The sequence below is a fragment of the Dysgonomonas sp. 37-18 genome, from assembly GCF_001899125.1.
Classification (GTDB): domain Bacteria; phylum Bacteroidota; class Bacteroidia; order Bacteroidales; family Dysgonomonadaceae; genus Dysgonomonas.
The window spans coordinates 81,846-97,712 of record NZ_MKVC01000041.1; the positions used below are offsets into that span (position 1 = coordinate 81,846).

The following is a 15,867-nucleotide window of genomic DNA, read 5'->3' on the forward strand; positions in this document are numbered from 1 at the left end:
TTTGTATTCTTTTATAATTCATTAGGTTGACTTTTTGTTCTTATAATCAATTGTTTAAATGTATCTTTGGTAGTGTGTCCGGATATATTCTATTATTCTTTCATTAATTATTTAGAGAATATCTATAAATATACTACTTTTGCACCTTAAATTAAAAATGAGGTAAACGACGTTTTACCATCAGTATATGTGCCAATGCGTACGCTACAAGAGCTTGTAAACACGGAAGACCCGGGTTGGCCGATTGTAAAAAAATGGATTGATCAGGCCAAAAACAAGGTGGAAATTCTGCCTTGCGAGCGTCAACGAGCCGAAAAAAGTCTGATACACACACAAGTTACCACACGCTCTCTGATGGGAGCAATTATCTACGAAACAGGCGGGCTATTAATCGAAAATGGATGGATTCGTATTCTTGGATCAGGTAGTGATCGTATGAAAAGAACTCTTCCCGACTGGAATATGGGTAAATCTTTTTCTGAATTTGGAGAACCTGCTCCATATTTATTGGTTGCAGACGATGCCATCGGTGGGTTTTATGCAATTAACGGAGGTTTTTTTGGAGAAGACACCGGAAACCTGTACTACTTTGCTCCCGATATGCTTCAATGGATTCCTTTGGAAATGGAATATAGCCAGTTTCTTTTATTCTGCTTCGAGACAGATATGGATGAATTTTATCCCGGTATGAGGTGGGATGGCTGGCAACAGGATGTAATGCATCTGCGCCCTGACTATGCATATAGTTTTTTCCCTTTTTTGTGGACTGAAGAAGCTAAAGACATCAATACTATAGAAAGAAATGCTATTCCGATTGAAGAAGTATATAGCTTCAATATGGAATCGATGAATATAAAAGGTTAATAATCAAAAAAGAAGGAGGCTCAAATGGAAATGACAGAAAATGAGGTTGATAAATTTATCCAACCGATTCGCAAAACAGATCTTATTTATCAGATAGAAGATAATCCTCCATTTAAAGAGGCTGTCTTTGCCGGTCTACAGCACCTTTTGGCTATATTTATAGCTATCATAACTCCTCCGCTGATTATTTCCCAGGCTCTAAATTTTACTGTCGAAACAACAGGGTTTCTTGTTTCTATGGCTTTATTGGCATCGGGTATATCTACATTTATACAATGCCGTAAGTTTGGCCCCGTAGGTTGTGGCCTGCTTTGTATACAAGGAACAAGTTTCTCCTTCATTGGTGCGCTTACCGCTAGTTTTGCCGCCAAAGGTGATATGGGCGAAGCTGCTATACTTGCCGCTATATTCGGAGTATGTATTGCCGCATCACCTGTGGAAATGATAGTTAGCCGATTACTTAAATATACAAAAAAGATTATCACTCCCCTTGTTTCAGGTATAGTGGTTACAATGATAGGACTTTCTCTTATAAAAGTAGCTATTATTTCTTGTGGAGGAGGTTTCAATGCTATGAGTGTTGAGGGTGCAAGATCATTTGGCAGTATGCAGAACTTAGGTTTGGCAGCTCTTGTTCTTGTTTCTATACTTGTATTGAACAGTATAAGAAATAAATATATCCGCATGAGCTCTATTATCATAGGTATTATCATAGGATATGTGACTGCTTATTTTATGGGCTGGATAGATTTCTCTAAGATGGGAGCGATAGGGGTAATAACAATTCCTCAGCCGTTTAAATACGGTTTGGGCTTTGACTTGTCTGCATTCATCGCCGTTGCTCTTATCTACTTTATAACTTCGATAGAAGCTTATGGTGATATTACTGCCAACTCGATGATTGGTGGAGAACCTATTGAAGGTCCTAAATTTATGAAACGTGTACAAGGAGGCGTATTGGCCGATGGTATAAATTCTGCTTTAGCAGGAGTGCTCAACTCTTTCCCGAATTCAATATTTGCTCAAAATAATGGTTTGATACAGTTGACAGGTGTTGCCAGTCGTCGTGTAGGTTATTATATTGCCGCATTTCTGGTTATTCTGAGTGCTTTCCCTTTTGTTGGAGGTATATTCTCTATTATGCCTGAGCCTGTATTGGGTGGAGCTACACTTTTGATGTTCGGAACAGTAGCTGCATCAGGTGTGCGTATTATTGCTTCTCAGGATATCGACAGAAAAGCAATACTTGTACTTGCAGTAAGCTTTGCATGTGGGCTGGGAGTTGAACTAGTACCTAATATTCTTTCGCAGATGCCTGCTACCATAAGCGGTATTTTCTCGTCCGGTATTACTACAGGAGGTGTAGTTGCTATAATCGCTAATGTTGTTATCCGTATTAAGGAATAAAAAATATTACAATGAAATTACTTAAAGATCGTATTCTAAAAGACGGAAAAAGTTTTGAAGGGGGAATCCTTAAAGTAGATAGTTTTATCAATCATCAGATGGATCCTATCCTGATGAAATCGATAGGTGTTGAGTTTGTTCGTCGTTTTGGGAATATGCCTATCAACAAAGTTGTTACAATTGAGGCTAGTGGTATTGCTCCGGCTATTATGTTGGGATACTTACTCGAGCTGCCTGTTGTTTTCGTAAAGAAGGCCGTACCTAAAACAATGGTGAATATGTTGTCTACTACAGTATATTCTTTTACAAAAGACAAGGAATATACCGTATCGGTAAGTGGTGATTTTCTTACAAAGGACGATAAGGTGGTATTTATTGATGACTTCCTTGCAAACGGAAATGCTGCGGTAGGTGTATATGATATTATTAAGCAGTCGGGTGCTGAACTATACGGTATGGGCTTTATTATCGAGAAAAGCTTTCAGGACGGCGGACGACGTTTGCGCGAGCTGGGGATTCATGTAGAGTCGTTAGCTAAAATAAAAGAATTAGGAGCGAATAAAATTATTTTTGAAGAATAGAAGTAAGTGATTTAAACATTTTGGTAGTGTCCTCTTTATGAAGAAGTATGTATCTTTGTAAAGAGGATCTGATTTTTAAGAAGAATGGATAAGACAATTTTCTATACACCCGATATATTGAGTAATCCCGAATTACCTCTCGAGGAAGCGCAACATTGTATAAAGGTACTGCGTAAAAAGGAGGGGGATGAGATCCTTTTAACAGACGGGAAAGGGAGCTTTTATGATGCTGAAATCATACAGGCTAACCCTAAACATTGTCACGTAAATATCCTGAAAACAATAGTACAGCCCAAAAACTGGGAATGTAATATTCATATTGCTTTTGCCCCTACAAAAAATATAGATCGAATCGAATGGTTTGCCGAGAAGGCAACAGAAATAGGTATAGATCGGTTTTCTCCGCTTCTTTGTCAACATTCGGAGCGTAGAGAAATAAAGCTTCAGCGAATAGAGAAAATTCTCGTTTCGGCAATGAAGCAATCGCAAAAAGCAATCCTTCCTCAATTGGATGAAATGCAATCTTTTTCGAAGTTTGTTAAACAAGATTTTGAAGGACAAAAATTTATCGCTCATTGCTACCCCTCTGAAAAGAAATCTTTGAAGGATGCTTATAAATTAGGGGAAAATGTTCTGATCTTGATTGGGCCTGAGGGCGATTTTTCGGAGCAGGAGGTAGAAGAGGCAATAAAAAATGGCTTTCAACCTGTTACTTTAGGGGAAAGCCGCTTGCGTACCGAGACAGCTGCATTAGCCGCATGTCATTCTATTCATGTGCTAAACTGGTAGCACTTATTCGGGCTTGAAAGAGAGCTTATCCCATGTATAGCGTTTAGGATTTTCGATGAGGAAAGGCTCTATCATCTTGTAATCTTCCCCGGTAAGATAATTCTCTATATCGTAACTTATTTCTAACGATGTGCTGTCGGGCGAAAGATCTATTGTTATCGGATTCATATCCAGTGCAGCATAAGCGTTGCGAAACTCCTGGCTATTCTTGTCTGTATTTGCTATAATGAAAGTATCCTTGTTTATCTTCGGAAATAGATCATTTTGAGGTATTGGAAACCATTGTGTAGTATAAAATTGTATTTGGCTGTCGCACGCTTTTCCACAAACAGTCTTTACAACGCAAATTATTTTCGACTCGTTTATCAAAGGCAAAAGCTTTATCTGAACTGTTCCGGCCTCGGAAGTTTGCAGGGATATGTAATCAGAAGAAATACCAATTCTTTCTACTTCTCCAAAAGAACCCCTTGGAGCTGTAATGCCTGTTGTATCATTCGTATTCGAAAGCAGTTTCTCTTTCCCGACTGCGTCTAGTCCTGTAATCATGTTTTCGGGCATAGCAAGAAAAATTGTTTTCAGATCTTGAGCCGAAACTCCGGAAACAATACTGAATATGATAATAATTGCAAGTATAAACTTTCTCATTTTGTATCGAATTATTTTGTCCCCAAATATAGGAAAAACATTGCTATGATTATTAAAACAAGGTCTATCGCTTTTCCTTTTAAGTTTTTTTCATGGAATAAGAGTACTCCTCCGGCAAAAGAAACAAGCACGCTGCTGCGCCTTACCATAGATACGATTGAGATCATTGCATCCGGGTCTGTAAGGGCATAGAAGTACACAAAGTCCGCTATTGTAAGGAAAACAGAAACCAAGATAATACTCCATTTCCACCTGAAAGGAGTGTTGTTCTTTTTTTTAGGATACCATAATACAACCATCACGATCAGCATCAGTAGACATTGGTACGAGTTGAACCAGAATTGAACTGCGGTAGAACTGAATTTCTGCATCAGAAATTTATCGTATAGCCCGCTTGCTGCACCGGCTATAGCAGCCAGAATCATAAAGAGTATCCATTTGTTTTTGTGAAAGCTGATTCCCTCTTTTTTGCCCGAAAGGGATAACAGGAAGAATGAAATAATAGTGATAATCACCCCTATCCATTGATATAAATTGAGCCTTTCTCCGAATATCAGCAATGCTCCCACCAGAGTCATAACGGGGCGTGTAGCGTTTATAGGCCCTGTAATTGTCAGGGGAAGGTGTTTTATGGCGAAATAGCCGAATATCCATGATGTAAGTACAATAACCGACTTTACAAAAATATACCCATGAGTTTCTATCGACACCGATGGAACATATCCAATTGTTCCGTACAGAGAATCAGGAGATATTTTTGATATAACGACCAACGGAAGCAGCAATAAGGAACAAAAAAGCGTGTTAAGAAATAATACGGGAATTACTGCATTTCCATCTACTGATTTTTTTTTACAAATATCATAGCATCCAAGGAAGAACGCTGAAACAAAGGCGAGAGCTAGCCACATTTATTTAAATCTTATTATCTACAAAATTCCTTCTCTTTCTTTTTTCATCACGAAGTTTAGCCATGTATAGCCGATAATACCTGAAGCCAAAGATGCCAGCAGTATCATCAATTTTGATTCGTTGATATAATGTATATCATCGAAGGCAAGAAGGGTAATGAAAATGGACATTGTAAATCCGATTCCTCCAAGCATGCCGGCACCCAATAGCCCCTTCCAATTGATTCCTCTTGGCAAGGCACAAATACCTGTCTTCACAAAGATAAAACTAAAGAGAGTGATTCCGATTGGTTTTCCTACAATGAGTCCTAGCAGGATACCCTGTGCGAAAGGTTCACCTATCGACTGATCCCAGTTTCCTTCTATTATCATTGCTGTATTGGCCAAAGCAAACAACGGTAATACTCCGAAAGCTATAGGGTAGTGCAAAAAGTGCTGCCAACGATTCGACATGCATTTCTTCTCCCTTTTCTTGAAAGGGATCGTGATCGCTAATAATACACCGGCGATAGTGGCATGTACTCCCGAGTTGAGCATAAAATACCACATGATGATCCCCCCGACAATGTAAGGGATCATATTATTGACATGGAATTTTTTATTCAGCAATAATAAAAGAACAAATATTCCTAAAGCCATCAGCAAGCTAACCCACGATAGAGAGGATGTATAAAATATGGCAATTACGATAATTGCGCCCAGATCGTCAATTACAGCCAGAGCCGTGAGGAACACTTTCAAGGAAGTAGGCACACGATTGCCCAACAGGGATAAAATACCCAATGCAAAAGCAATGTCCGTAGCCATCGGAATACCAAAACCGGATAGGGTAGGTGTGCCATGGTTGAGAAACATATAAATACCTGCCGGTACTAACATGCCGCCTAATGCGCCGGATATGGGCAGCATCGCACGTTTTATATTAGACAGCTCTCCTTCGTATATTTCCTGTATAAGTTCAAGTCCTACCAATAGGAAGAATACCGCCATCAAACCATCGTTTATCCATTCGGCAACGCTATGGCTTCCTACTCCAAATTCCCAGATGCCTCTGTATTGTTCTCCAATCCATGATGAGTTTGCCAAAAGTATGGAGGCGATTGTACAAACGATAAGCACAAGTCCTCCTGACTTTTCACTTTCCATGAACCCTCTTAATGTCCTACCGCTAAGAATATTTATTCTCATTGTATAAAAATGTCATTATTGTATTCTATTTCTTCTAAAAAAAGAGCATGTCCCGGAACGGATATTCCGGCTTCACCTCTGTTTTTAGCCTCTATAATCCTTCGCATTTCTCCCGAATCTATCTTGCCTTTTCCTGCTTCCAGCAAAGTGCCTACTATGGAGCGTACCATATTGCGCAGGAAGCGATTTGCCTTGATGGTGAAGATGTAATCATTGCCTTTTTTCTCCCATTGTGCAGCTAGAATGGTACAATTATTCGTCTTTACATCGGTATGCAACTTGCTAAAACTCGTAAAATCTTCATATTCGAATAATATATCAGCACATGCATTCATCTTATCTATATCAAGATTTCCATGTACTTTATATTTCAAATGATACAAGAAAGGATCTTTTTCTGTAGTGATATAATATCTGTATAGTCTGCTTGTTGCATCAAAACGTGCGTGAGCATCGGGTTTTACTTCTACAATATTATATATCGAAATATCTTTAGGGAGTATGCTATTTAGTTTTTTTGCGAGAAGGGGCAAATCAAGATTTGCAGTCTCATAGTCAAAATGTGCTGCCATCATTCGCGCATGTACACCCGCATCGGTACGCCCCGCACCCACTATTGTTGTCGGAGTACGTAGTAGCGTTGAGAGAGCTTTTTCTATGGTTTCTTGTACCGATACACCATTCGGCTGTATCTGCCAACCACAGTAATTTTCTCCATTGTATGCAAGGTATATAAAGTAACGTTTCATCTTTTTAGCAGCAACTAATTGCTTATTTAAAAATTATCTTACCGTGATATGAAAGCAAGATTGCTTTCTCTCATGTTTGATATAACATCTCTCGCGTTCATGCAGATCATGCAAAACCTGACCCAATACGGCTTTTAGTCTGCCGTCGTCCAAAACCCGGCTGTCTGTTGGGTTCACTTTGTCAAATCGTGTCCACGCTATATCTATTGTTGTTCCATAACGGTGTGCAGAATTATCACTTGCATTTCTATTTCTTCTGCTTAGCCCTTTTACATCATCATTGGTGCGTGTTATGCTCGTAATGATCGGTTTATAAAGCGGCATTTTTTTACTGATGAGCGAGTCTCTGAAGTTGATACAGATTTCGGATAGTAAATTTGCTGCTTTAGGAACTAGAAAAGGCATTGAGTGTGTAAGTTTATCAACACGGTAAATGTCCAGTTCTATTGGGATACGTACAAGCTTGTCTTGATATAATGCAGTGTCTGCTCTTGTTTCCAAAGGTCCTACGCCGTTTGCTTCGGCGGCCTCGATATGTAAATCCGGTAAATCGTTGAATGTGAGATTGTAATTCCCGTTGAAACGAGTATATTTCTTTGGCTCGGTTGGAACCTCTTCTTTATTTTTTCCTTTTGTGCTGCAACTTATTAAGAATAGAATACCAACGGAAAGCATCCAGATATATCTCATAAAATAATTATCGTTTAGAGTTGTATATATAAATTGATTGTCTAATAAAACTTACAAAGGTATAAAATAACAGGATTTTGTCGGTAATTAATTCTTATTTTTGCATTATGATAACAATTAGGATATAATGGAAAAAATTGTCAGCCTGCAAAATACGAGGATAAAAAATATTGTAAAGCTTTCGAAAGCAAAAGAACGGAGAGAGCAAAATTTATTTATAATAGAAGGGGCTAGGGAATTAACTCTTGCTCTGATGGCGGGCTATGAGGTAGACTCGGTGTTTGTATGTCCCGAACTGTTTGTGAAAACAGATTATCCCCATGTTCTAGAATCTATATCTGACAATAAAAAATTTGAAGTTTCGGAAGCTGTTTTTGAAAAAATAGCCTATCGTGAAGGCTCTGATGGGCTTTTAACTTTGGCTAAACCCAAAGGACATACGTTGGCAGATCTTAAACTTTCAGATAATCCGTTCCTTATTATACTCGAATCTGTAGAAAAACCCGGTAATTTAGGAGCTGTTCTACGTACGGCCGATGCAGCGCAAGCTGATGCTGTAATTGTTTGCGATCCTGCCACTGATATCTATAATCCGAATGCAATACGCTCTAGCGTAGGATGTGTTTTTACTGTGCAGACAGCCGTTTGTACATCTCAGGAAGCATTGAGCTATCTGAAAAGCAGAAGTATAAAGGCGTTTGCTGCTGAACTGAATGCTTCACAATGGTATCAGGATACCGATTTTACTAAACCCTCTGCTATCGTTATGGGTACAGAAGCGGATGGTCTGACTCACTTTTGGCTCGATAATGCCGACTATCGGGTAAAGATTCCGATGAGGGGTAAGATCGATTCGCTCAATGTGTCTGTTTCTACTGCCATCCTTACATTTGAGGCGATGCGACAGAGAGGTTTTTAACCTCCGAAACCTCCCATGGTAATTTGTCTATTTTGATTATATTTAGCTTTTGCTATTGATATATACGTAGTCGACAGGATAAAAAGCATGGGTAGCCTTATCCTTATTCTGTATGTATAAAATTCCTAAAAGTGATAAAACCAAAGGAAAATCTTATGTATTCAATATTTTTATGCTAAATTTGCACACTTGTAATATTTGTGTGCAAATTTAGTTTATGGCCATAAACAAAACCCGAAATATCCTGATAGATGTAGCTCGTCAGCTATTTGCAAGGTTGGGGGTGGAAAATACCACCATGAATGATATTGCAGTAGCTTCGCACAAAGGGCGGAGGACACTATATACATATTTCAATAATAAGAATGAGGTGTATCAGGCGGTTCTGGAGACGGAGCTCGATCAGATGTTCCATGCTTTGCAGACTGTAGCAAATAAGAATCTTCCTGCAGACGAGAAACTTCTTTTGTTTTTTTATACGCGATTTGATGCAGTGAAAAATGTTGTGGCAAGGAATGGTACATTGAAAGCTGATTTCTTCCGTGATATCTGGCGTGTGCAAAATGTAAGGAAATCGTTTGATAGAAAAGAGATCCAGGTACTGAAAGATATTCTGAACAAAGGAGTGGAAGAGGGTACTTTCGAGATGCCCGACACTCAAGCTACAGCTGAAATACTTCACCATGCGCTCAAAGGATTGGAAGTACCTTACATCAGAGGGCAGATTAGAGCAGAGAGCCTGCAAACCGAATCGCAAAGAGAAAATATTGCTTACCTTATATTTGAGGGAATAAAAAAGAAGAAAAAGTAGATTGTAAACTATATAAATTTAATTTATACTTTAAATTATGAAATTACTAGAAGGTAAAACCGCTATTATTACAGGTGCAGCTCGTGGTATAGGTAAAGCCATCGCACTTAAATTTGCAGAGCAGGGAGCAAATATTGCATTTACTGACTTAGCTATAGATGACAACGCAAAAGCGACTGAAGCAGAAATTGCCAAATTTGGAGTGAAAGCAAAAGGATATGCATCTAATGCTGCAAATTTTGAAGACACTCATAAAGTGGTAGAAGAAATAGCTAAAGATTTCGGACAGATAGATATTCTTGTAAATAATGCAGGGATTACCCGTGACGGACTGATGATGCGTATGACTGAGCAGCAATGGGATATGGTAATCAATATAAACTTAAAGTCTGCATTCAACTTTATTCACGCGCTTACTCCAATATTTATGAAGCAAAAGAGCGGAAATGTCATAAATATGAGTTCTATCGTTGGGCTTAACGGTAATGCCGGACAAGCTAACTATTCTGCATCTAAGGCAGGGATGATTGGCTTGGCTAAATCTGTCGCAAAAGAACTCGGCTCGAGAAATGTTCGTGCAAACTGTATTTGTCCGGGATTCATCATTACAGAAATGACAGGAGTATTGTCTGAAGATGTAAAGAAAAAATGGGCAGAGCAAATTCCGTTACGTCGTGGAGGAACACCTGAGGATGTAGCGAATGTTGCTGTATTCCTTGCATCGGATTTGTCCGCTTATGTTACAGGAGAAGTTATTCCTGTTACAGGAGGTATGTAAAAACATATTGTATCAAAATAGAAACGGCTTCAAATTATATTGAAGCCGTTTTTTATTATTATGTTGTCCAATGATTCGTTTTTATTTTATTTCTTCAACGACAGAGCTACTTTCCATATTTCTTAAAAATACGCCGGTCCATTTTCCATGTATATCTTTGTAATCAAAAGAATCATCGTCTGCCACTAGACGAATGCGATATGTGGCTGTTATTTTATTCTGATATATCGTCACATTAGTAGTTAACTTGCTATGTGGTGGTAATGTTGTAGATTCTTTAACCTTCGTGGAAGGTTCTAGCTCTACTTTTTCTCCAATGCGTAGCGGAGCTTCTTTACCTGAATAATAAACATAATCAGAAGATAATAGACTGATCTCAGATGGTATAGAGACAGTATAATCTTCACCCATTAATTGGGTTAATAGTTCTGCATCCTCTGAGTTATGAAAATGGGAATAGTCCTTAATGTAATCTTCTGATTTATTTGTTATTATAGCTGGTTCGTCTACGTTGTTATGGATAGAGATGCTTCTATGGTCTTCTATTACCTCTTGTTTATCTCCCTCCTCTAACTTCCACATAATAGAATGAAATGTGTATGTTTTATTTTCTTCTGGTAAGTCTTTATCATTGCTGCAGGATATAAAAAGACAGGACATAAAGATGAAAAGAAGTAATATTTGTGAATAAGCTTTCATAGTATTAATGTTAATTTTTAATCTATTTGTTAAAGATATACATTCTTTATTAATTAAGCCATGCTTGAAAGACCTTTTTCTTTAATAAACTATTACCCAAAAATTGATTATACCGATTTGGAATAACGCTTTTCGTTATTTACCATCAGTTTGTCGAGCGAAGCAGCAACATTGCGGACAAAGGGAGCAGCTTCCGGTAATACTGTAATGTGATCTTCCGAAAATTCGATAATTCCATCTTTTTGAAAATCAAAGAGCTGCTCTTTGTTATAGTTCAGAGCATTTTTTACTTCCTTTTCAGACATATTCATTCGGGTCGCTATATCCGACCAACTTACTGTATAGTTACACATTAGTGAAGCTATTACTTCACGGGTAATTTGTTCTTCCTTATTCAGTATATACCCTTTAGTTATCGGATATTTACCCTCATTTACTGATGATATGTATGTGCTCAGATCTTTTGCATTTTGGCTGTAAGCTGTAGATAATTGACTGATCCCGGTATTTCCGAATGCATAAACCTGACCTGTCGTGCGGCGGGTACAGTATCCTTGAAAATTGCGATGCAGTGATTTTGTTTGTAAAGCCTCGTAGAGCTCATCGTTTGCTAATACAAAGTGGTCGAGCCCTATCGTTTTATATCCAGCATCGATTAGCAATTTCTTAGCTGTTTCGTATATTTCGTTTTTTGTAGAAACTGATGGCAAGCCAATCTTTTCGAGATTTTTTTGCAACTCATTTACCCAAGGAACATGGGCGTAAGAAAAAGTGACAATTCTGTCCGGCTTGAGGGATATTGCTTTCCGAATAGTTTCTGCAAAAGATTCAGGAGTTTGTAGAGGTAGTCCGTATATAAAATCCATGTTAACGGATACGCCTTTACTCCTGAGTATGTGTACTATATCCTCTATCGCCATTCGTGATGGCTTACGGGCGGAAGCCTTCAAAACTCCTTCGTTAAAATCTTGAATGCCAATACTTATTCGGTTGAATCCGGCATCAATCAGATCATTCCAATAGTTTTCATCCAGATATCCGGGATGACACTCTATTGCAATTTCCGGATTTTCGATGCATTCAAACTCGGATAAGATTATCCGGTTGATCTCTTTTAGAACGGAGACGGGCTGTGACGTAGGTGTTCCTCCTCCATAGTGTATTTGTGATATTTTACGACTATGGTCGAGTAGGGGAAGCACCATCCGTATCTCCTTTTTCAAGGTTTCTATATACTCTTTTACTACATTTTTGTCTTTGAGCAACTGTGAATTGCAGCCGCAATAATAGCACATGTGGTAGCAAAAAGGGATATGTATATAGATGGATATATGCTGAGGGTTTTGTTCATTTGATTGTATAATAGCTTCCTTATATGAATCGGCAGTAAATGATTCATTGAAAAAGTTAGCCGGAGGGTAGCTTGTATATCTTGGAACCGGGATGCTATATTTATTCAGTAATTCTTGTTTCATTTTGTTCTTTCGGTGCTTTAAGTTTGAATGCAAATAAGATAAATGCCAGAGATATGGCTGCAATACACATTTCCACAACAAAGAGTCCTTTGTATGTTATCATTGCTGCTATTTTACCCGAGCTTACACCCATAATAATTCCGCTCAGGTGTGTAATCACAGTTTGTATTGTGAAGTCTGTCCCTTCAAAACCCGGGCGTACACAGTCCATAGCTGTGGTATATACAACAATAACCGCCATTCCGTAACTTGCCCAAAGTAAAGAGATGCCTAAATGCAGAGTTGCTATATTTACAGGAAGAGCAGATACTAACAGGCAGAAATAGATAGTGGTAATCAATGTGAAAACGGCAAACAATATTCGAGCGGAATGTCTACCTATTTTTCGAACGATAAAGCCACCCCCAAAAGAAGCAAGGCAGCCAATAGATGTACCCACAATCCCCGACATGACGCCTATTTCCTTCATGTTGTAGCCATAGTCTACCAGCATAGGCTTCAGCATGGCTAACACTCCAATAAGACCTGCATAATATACAAATAAGAAGACGACCTGTTTCCAGATACCTTTTTGTTTGAAAAAGCCAAGAAGATCGTCGGGGGTTGGCTTCTTCTCTTGCTTTGCTTTTATGATTACTTGGTTATTTCCTCTCTTGAAAAATATTAGAGGAATTAGAGCTATAATAACAAATACAGCGAGGAATGGTAATAGATTTCCCCACCCGAATTTATGATAGAGTAACAGTAATATGCCGCCGCCAATCATAGCACCTGCAAAGTTTCCCATCGACTGCATACTGTTTGCAAGGCTCTTGTCCTTTTTACTAAAAGACAGAACAGCAAGTGAGTCGGTTGCAATATCTTGTGTGGCTGAAGCGATGAAAGATAATACTACAAGCCCAATGATAAGATAAGGTGTGGTTTGAAAATCGAGAAATGAGACAGCAAATATGATGGATGCATATATTAATTCTGAGGAGAAAATCCATCTTTTAAAATCACCTATTCTAAAAGTGGAACGGTCGACCGCAGGAGACCATAGAAATTTTAGTATCCAAGGGAGTTTTAGCAATTGGAGCATACCTATACTTTCGAGCGAGAAGTTCTGTTGCCGCATAATTACAGGTATCACCGTAGAGAAGAAACTCATCGGTATCGATTGTGCAATGTACAGGCAAAAGAATGTAAATAGCTTTTCTCCTTTTTGAATGTTTATTCTCATATTAGAATTTAAGGTTCAGATTTAATCCACATGTGAAAGGCTTCCCTTTTTGTACAAAATTATTACCTGATGTTGCGAAGTAATATGCGATGTAATCTTTAGAACCTATATTTTTAGCCCACAAATCTAGTGAAAATTGTTTTTTAACGAAAGAAACTTTCCCATTATACACTCCATAAAATGGTTGTTCTACATCGTTGGCGTCATTCCAATATAATTTACCTACTCCTGTATATTGAGCGTTAAGCACAATCTTGTCGAGCCATCTCAGGTTTGTGTCTATGGTGTAATTTGCAGATATCGCCAATGTATGCTTAGGCACCATGAGTAAGTAATTATTATTATAATTTACCGTCTCGCTTTCTTTATACTCTTTGTATTTAGCATGCGTATAACCATAGGCTATCTGGAAGTTCAGATTTCTCGAAGGGTTTATCTGAGTTGTTAACTCAAAGCCTTTGCTTTCCGATTTCCCTGCATTGCGAGTCAAAAAACCTTGCCCTGTGGGTTTAACCTGCGAAATCTGTTGGTTGCTCCATCTAATATAAAAGAGGCTGAAGTCGAGATAAAGCAAGTTGTTCAGAAAGCTTGATTTTGTTCCTAATTCGTAAGACCAGCTATATTCAGGATCAAACGTACGGTCTTTATCTTCATCGGCCGTATTGTTGAAACCTCCTGTTTTATATCCTTTACTTACAGATAAATATGTCAATCCATCCTGATTGTACGCATATTGGATAGATGCTTTTGGTGTAATTTGAGAAAAATCGTCCTTAGCCTTTACTTCGGGATCGACAACAGGCTCTGCATTCGGATTTGCAGTGATGCGTGTCAATGAAGATTTTGTTTTCTCCCAGTCGTAGCGAATTCCAAGAGTAGCCGATAGTCCCGGAATGAAGATATCGTTCAGAGTAGACTGATGATATAGAGCAATTCCTTCGGTCGGATTGTTTACATTTTGGATTGCATGTTTTCCTGATGTGCGGTAGTCAGTATCGTTTGTTTGGAAATAATTCTGGTGGAATCCAAATACTCCAAACTGCCATTTATACTTGCTGTCTTCTTTTATTGATTTGATATTAAACTCTTGAGAGTACATTTGCTGACGGTGATAGAAGTTTACGTAGTAAAGGTCTTTGGGTGAAAAGTCCTGATCGATACCTTGTTTCCCGTCATAAAACTGAAAAGATGATTGCGAACTCAGTTTGAAATTGTCTGTCACATATTCTATATTCAGTCCATTGTTAGACATATTACGACGGTAGAAACTCCGTTCATTATAATTTATATCTTCTATTTTGCCCGTTTTTTTATCATAAATACGGTAAGGATAACCATCTTGATCGGAATATTCATAAGCAAAAATAAGGTTCATCGTCAACCGTGGCATAATACGCCAACTTAGTCGGGCACGAGTGGAAACTCCATCAATCGGGTCGGCTCGTTTACCTGTGGTTTTATTCATAAAGTAGCCTCCCGAATGGGAATAATTACCCGATAGTGAATAGCCTACTTTATTATCTACATTTCCATAATGCGAGATTCCCGTCTGATAAGTATTGTAATTACCGGCAGAGAGATTCAAGTAAGTTCCTTTTGTCTTTAATGGGGATTTTGTGAAAACATTAATGATACCCCCCATGGTATTCCTGCCATAAATAGTCCCTTGTGGCCCTCGCAGAACTTCAATACGGTCTACATCGCTAATGTTCATATCAAAAGTTGAGCGGTCGAAATACGGCACTCCATCTACATATAGCCCTACAGAAGGGGTGTTTTTTGCAGCCCCTATTCCTCGTATAAAAACCGGGCAGTACATTTTAGAACCATAGTCTACCATAAATAGATTGGGTACAAAAGCCGTCACCTCTTTTATGTTGTTTATATTGTTTTCTTTAATAATACTTTCAGATAGAACGGATGCCGAGACAGGTTGTATCGATAAATCACTGTTTTGCTTAAATGATTCTATTACAACCTCTTTTGCTGTGTATTTCATTTTGATAGAATCATTATCAATGACGATATCATCAGCATAAGTATTATTGATAATGGCACAGAATAAGAGGGTCAAAAAGAGAAAGGACTTTGATCTCATTATTTCTTAATGTGTTGATATTTATAGTTTTTAGTTGATGT

At 38.3% G+C, this 15,867-nt stretch carries 16 protein-coding genes; 7 read left to right on the top strand and 9 right to left on the bottom strand.

The features are described 5' to 3' along the window. Positions 1–195 precede the first annotated feature (195 nt). The 4 genes from BGO84_RS15805 (at position 196) to BGO84_RS15820 (ending at position 3,641) form a co-directional block, all read left to right on the top strand. A complete protein-coding gene (locus tag BGO84_RS15805; RefSeq protein WP_291030656.1) occupies positions 196–864 on the top strand; it encodes a DUF2625 domain-containing protein in 669 nt (222 codons plus the stop codon). 24 nt (positions 865–888) lie between these two features. Beyond that, positions 889–2,271, top strand: a complete 1,383-nt coding sequence (locus tag BGO84_RS15810; RefSeq protein WP_291030658.1) for a nucleobase:cation symporter-2 family protein — start codon at positions 889–891, stop codon at positions 2,269–2,271. 11 nt (positions 2,272–2,282) lie between these two features. Continuing rightward, a complete protein-coding gene (xpt, locus tag BGO84_RS15815) occupies positions 2,283–2,852 on the top strand; it encodes a xanthine phosphoribosyltransferase (protein WP_135106583.1) in 570 nt (189 codons plus the stop codon). A gap of 84 nt (positions 2,853–2,936) precedes the next feature. Beyond that, positions 2,937–3,641, top strand: a complete 705-nt coding sequence (locus BGO84_RS15820; RefSeq protein ID WP_291030660.1) for a 16S rRNA (uracil(1498)-N(3))-methyltransferase — start codon at positions 2,937–2,939, stop codon at positions 3,639–3,641. Between the two features lie 3 nt (positions 3,642–3,644). On the opposite strand, the gene BGO84_RS15825 is transcribed toward BGO84_RS15820, so the two are convergent. From BGO84_RS15825 to BGO84_RS15845, 5 genes are read right to left on the bottom strand one after another with little or no spacing between them, the layout of a single operon-like run. Further along, on the bottom strand, positions 3,645–4,286 hold the full coding sequence (locus BGO84_RS15825) for a DUF3256 family protein (RefSeq protein ID WP_291030662.1): 642 nt from the start codon (positions 4,284–4,286) through the stop codon (positions 3,645–3,647). 11 nt (positions 4,287–4,297) lie between these two features. Then, complete coding sequence (locus tag BGO84_RS15830; protein ID WP_291030664.1) at positions 4,298–5,197, bottom strand: EamA family transporter; 900 nt, start codon at positions 5,195–5,197, stop codon at positions 4,298–4,300. Positions 5,198–5,215: 18 nt separating this feature from the next. Then, positions 5,216–6,385, bottom strand: a complete 1,170-nt coding sequence (gene nhaA, locus BGO84_RS15835; protein ID WP_291030666.1) for a Na+/H+ antiporter NhaA — start codon at positions 6,383–6,385, stop codon at positions 5,216–5,218. Beyond that, positions 6,382–7,134 (bottom strand): tRNA pseudouridine(38-40) synthase TruA, encoded by a 753-nt coding sequence (gene truA / locus BGO84_RS15840; protein WP_291030668.1) that lies wholly within the window; start codon positions 7,132–7,134, stop codon positions 6,382–6,384. Before truA ends, nhaA begins: the two co-directional genes overlap by 4 nt. Before the next feature lie 33 nt (positions 7,135–7,167). Further along, positions 7,168–7,824: a DUF5715 family protein gene (locus BGO84_RS15845; RefSeq protein WP_291030670.1), complete on the bottom strand. Its 657-nt coding sequence runs from the start codon at positions 7,822–7,824 to the stop codon at positions 7,168–7,170. 127 nt (positions 7,825–7,951) lie between these two features. Here BGO84_RS15845 and BGO84_RS15850 point away from each other — a divergent pair, with 127 nt between their 5' ends. The 3 genes from BGO84_RS15850 to fabG all read left to right on the top strand — a co-directional run bounded on the left by BGO84_RS15850 (position 7,952) and on the right by fabG (position 10,332). Beyond that, complete coding sequence (locus BGO84_RS15850) at positions 7,952–8,743, top strand: RNA methyltransferase (RefSeq protein WP_291030672.1); 792 nt, start codon at positions 7,952–7,954, stop codon at positions 8,741–8,743. Positions 8,744–8,960: 217 nt separating this feature from the next. Continuing rightward, positions 8,961–9,554: a TetR/AcrR family transcriptional regulator gene (locus BGO84_RS15855; protein WP_135106597.1), complete on the top strand. Its 594-nt coding sequence runs from the start codon at positions 8,961–8,963 to the stop codon at positions 9,552–9,554. A gap of 37 nt (positions 9,555–9,591) precedes the next feature. Next, on the top strand, positions 9,592–10,332 hold the full coding sequence (gene fabG / locus BGO84_RS15860; RefSeq protein WP_135106599.1) for a 3-oxoacyl-[acyl-carrier-protein] reductase: 741 nt from the start codon (positions 9,592–9,594) through the stop codon (positions 10,330–10,332). A gap of 81 nt (positions 10,333–10,413) precedes the next feature. Here fabG and BGO84_RS15865 read toward each other — a convergent pair whose 3' ends face one another. From BGO84_RS15865 to BGO84_RS15880, 4 genes are all read right to left on the bottom strand, one after another. Further along, positions 10,414–10,914, bottom strand: a complete 501-nt coding sequence (locus BGO84_RS15865) for a hypothetical protein (protein ID WP_291030674.1) — start codon at positions 10,912–10,914, stop codon at positions 10,414–10,416. Positions 10,915–11,138: 224 nt separating this feature from the next. Then, entirely contained in the window at positions 11,139–12,506 is a 1,368-nt protein-coding gene (gene hemN / locus BGO84_RS15870; protein WP_283685641.1) for an oxygen-independent coproporphyrinogen III oxidase, read from the bottom strand. Beyond that, positions 12,484–13,728, bottom strand: coding sequence for an MFS transporter (locus BGO84_RS15875; protein ID WP_291030676.1), 1,245 nt, complete (start codon positions 13,726–13,728; stop codon positions 12,484–12,486). Before BGO84_RS15875 ends, hemN begins: the two co-directional genes overlap by 23 nt. A 1-nt stretch (position 13,729) precedes the next feature. Further along, positions 13,730–15,826, bottom strand: coding sequence for a TonB-dependent receptor (locus BGO84_RS15880; RefSeq protein WP_291030678.1), 2,097 nt, complete (start codon positions 15,824–15,826; stop codon positions 13,730–13,732). Between the last annotated feature and the right edge of the window lie 41 nt (positions 15,827–15,867).

What these genes read in the sequence shown, in the direction of transcription:
- BGO84_RS15805 (WP_291030656.1), top strand. Translation starts at nt 196, where the DNA reads ATGCGTACGCTACAAGAGCTTGTAAACACGGAAGACCCGGGTTGGCCG.
- BGO84_RS15810 (WP_291030658.1), top strand. Translation starts at nt 889, where the DNA reads ATGGAAATGACAGAAAATGAGGTTGATAAATTTATCCAACCGATTCGC.
- xpt (WP_135106583.1), top strand. Translation starts at nt 2,283, where the DNA reads ATGAAATTACTTAAAGATCGTATTCTAAAAGACGGAAAAAGTTTTGAA.
- BGO84_RS15820 (WP_291030660.1), top strand. Translation starts at nt 2,937, where the DNA reads ATGGATAAGACAATTTTCTATACACCCGATATATTGAGTAATCCCGAA.
- BGO84_RS15825 (WP_291030662.1), bottom strand. Translation starts at nt 4,286, where the DNA reads ATGAGAAAGTTTATACTTGCAATTATTATCATATTCAGTATTGTTTCC.
- BGO84_RS15830 (WP_291030664.1), bottom strand. Translation starts at nt 5,197, where the DNA reads ATGTGGCTAGCTCTCGCCTTTGTTTCAGCGTTCTTCCTTGGATGCTAT.
- nhaA (WP_291030666.1), bottom strand. Translation starts at nt 6,385, where the DNA reads ATGAGAATAAATATTCTTAGCGGTAGGACATTAAGAGGGTTCATGGAA.
- truA (WP_291030668.1), bottom strand. Translation starts at nt 7,134, where the DNA reads ATGAAACGTTACTTTATATACCTTGCATACAATGGAGAAAATTACTGT.
- BGO84_RS15845 (WP_291030670.1), bottom strand. Translation starts at nt 7,824, where the DNA reads ATGAGATATATCTGGATGCTTTCCGTTGGTATTCTATTCTTAATAAGT.
- BGO84_RS15850 (WP_291030672.1), top strand. Translation starts at nt 7,952, where the DNA reads ATGGAAAAAATTGTCAGCCTGCAAAATACGAGGATAAAAAATATTGTA.
- BGO84_RS15855 (WP_135106597.1), top strand. Translation starts at nt 8,961, where the DNA reads ATGGCCATAAACAAAACCCGAAATATCCTGATAGATGTAGCTCGTCAG.
- fabG (WP_135106599.1), top strand. Translation starts at nt 9,592, where the DNA reads ATGAAATTACTAGAAGGTAAAACCGCTATTATTACAGGTGCAGCTCGT.
- BGO84_RS15865 (WP_291030674.1), bottom strand. Translation starts at nt 10,914, where the DNA reads ATGTGGAAGTTAGAGGAGGGAGATAAACAAGAGGTAATAGAAGACCAT.
- hemN (WP_283685641.1), bottom strand. Translation starts at nt 12,506, where the DNA reads ATGAAACAAGAATTACTGAATAAATATAGCATCCCGGTTCCAAGATAT.
- BGO84_RS15875 (WP_291030676.1), bottom strand. Translation starts at nt 13,728, where the DNA reads ATGAGAATAAACATTCAAAAAGGAGAAAAGCTATTTACATTCTTTTGC.
- BGO84_RS15880 (WP_291030678.1), bottom strand. Translation starts at nt 15,826, where the DNA reads ATGAGATCAAAGTCCTTTCTCTTTTTGACCCTCTTATTCTGTGCCATT.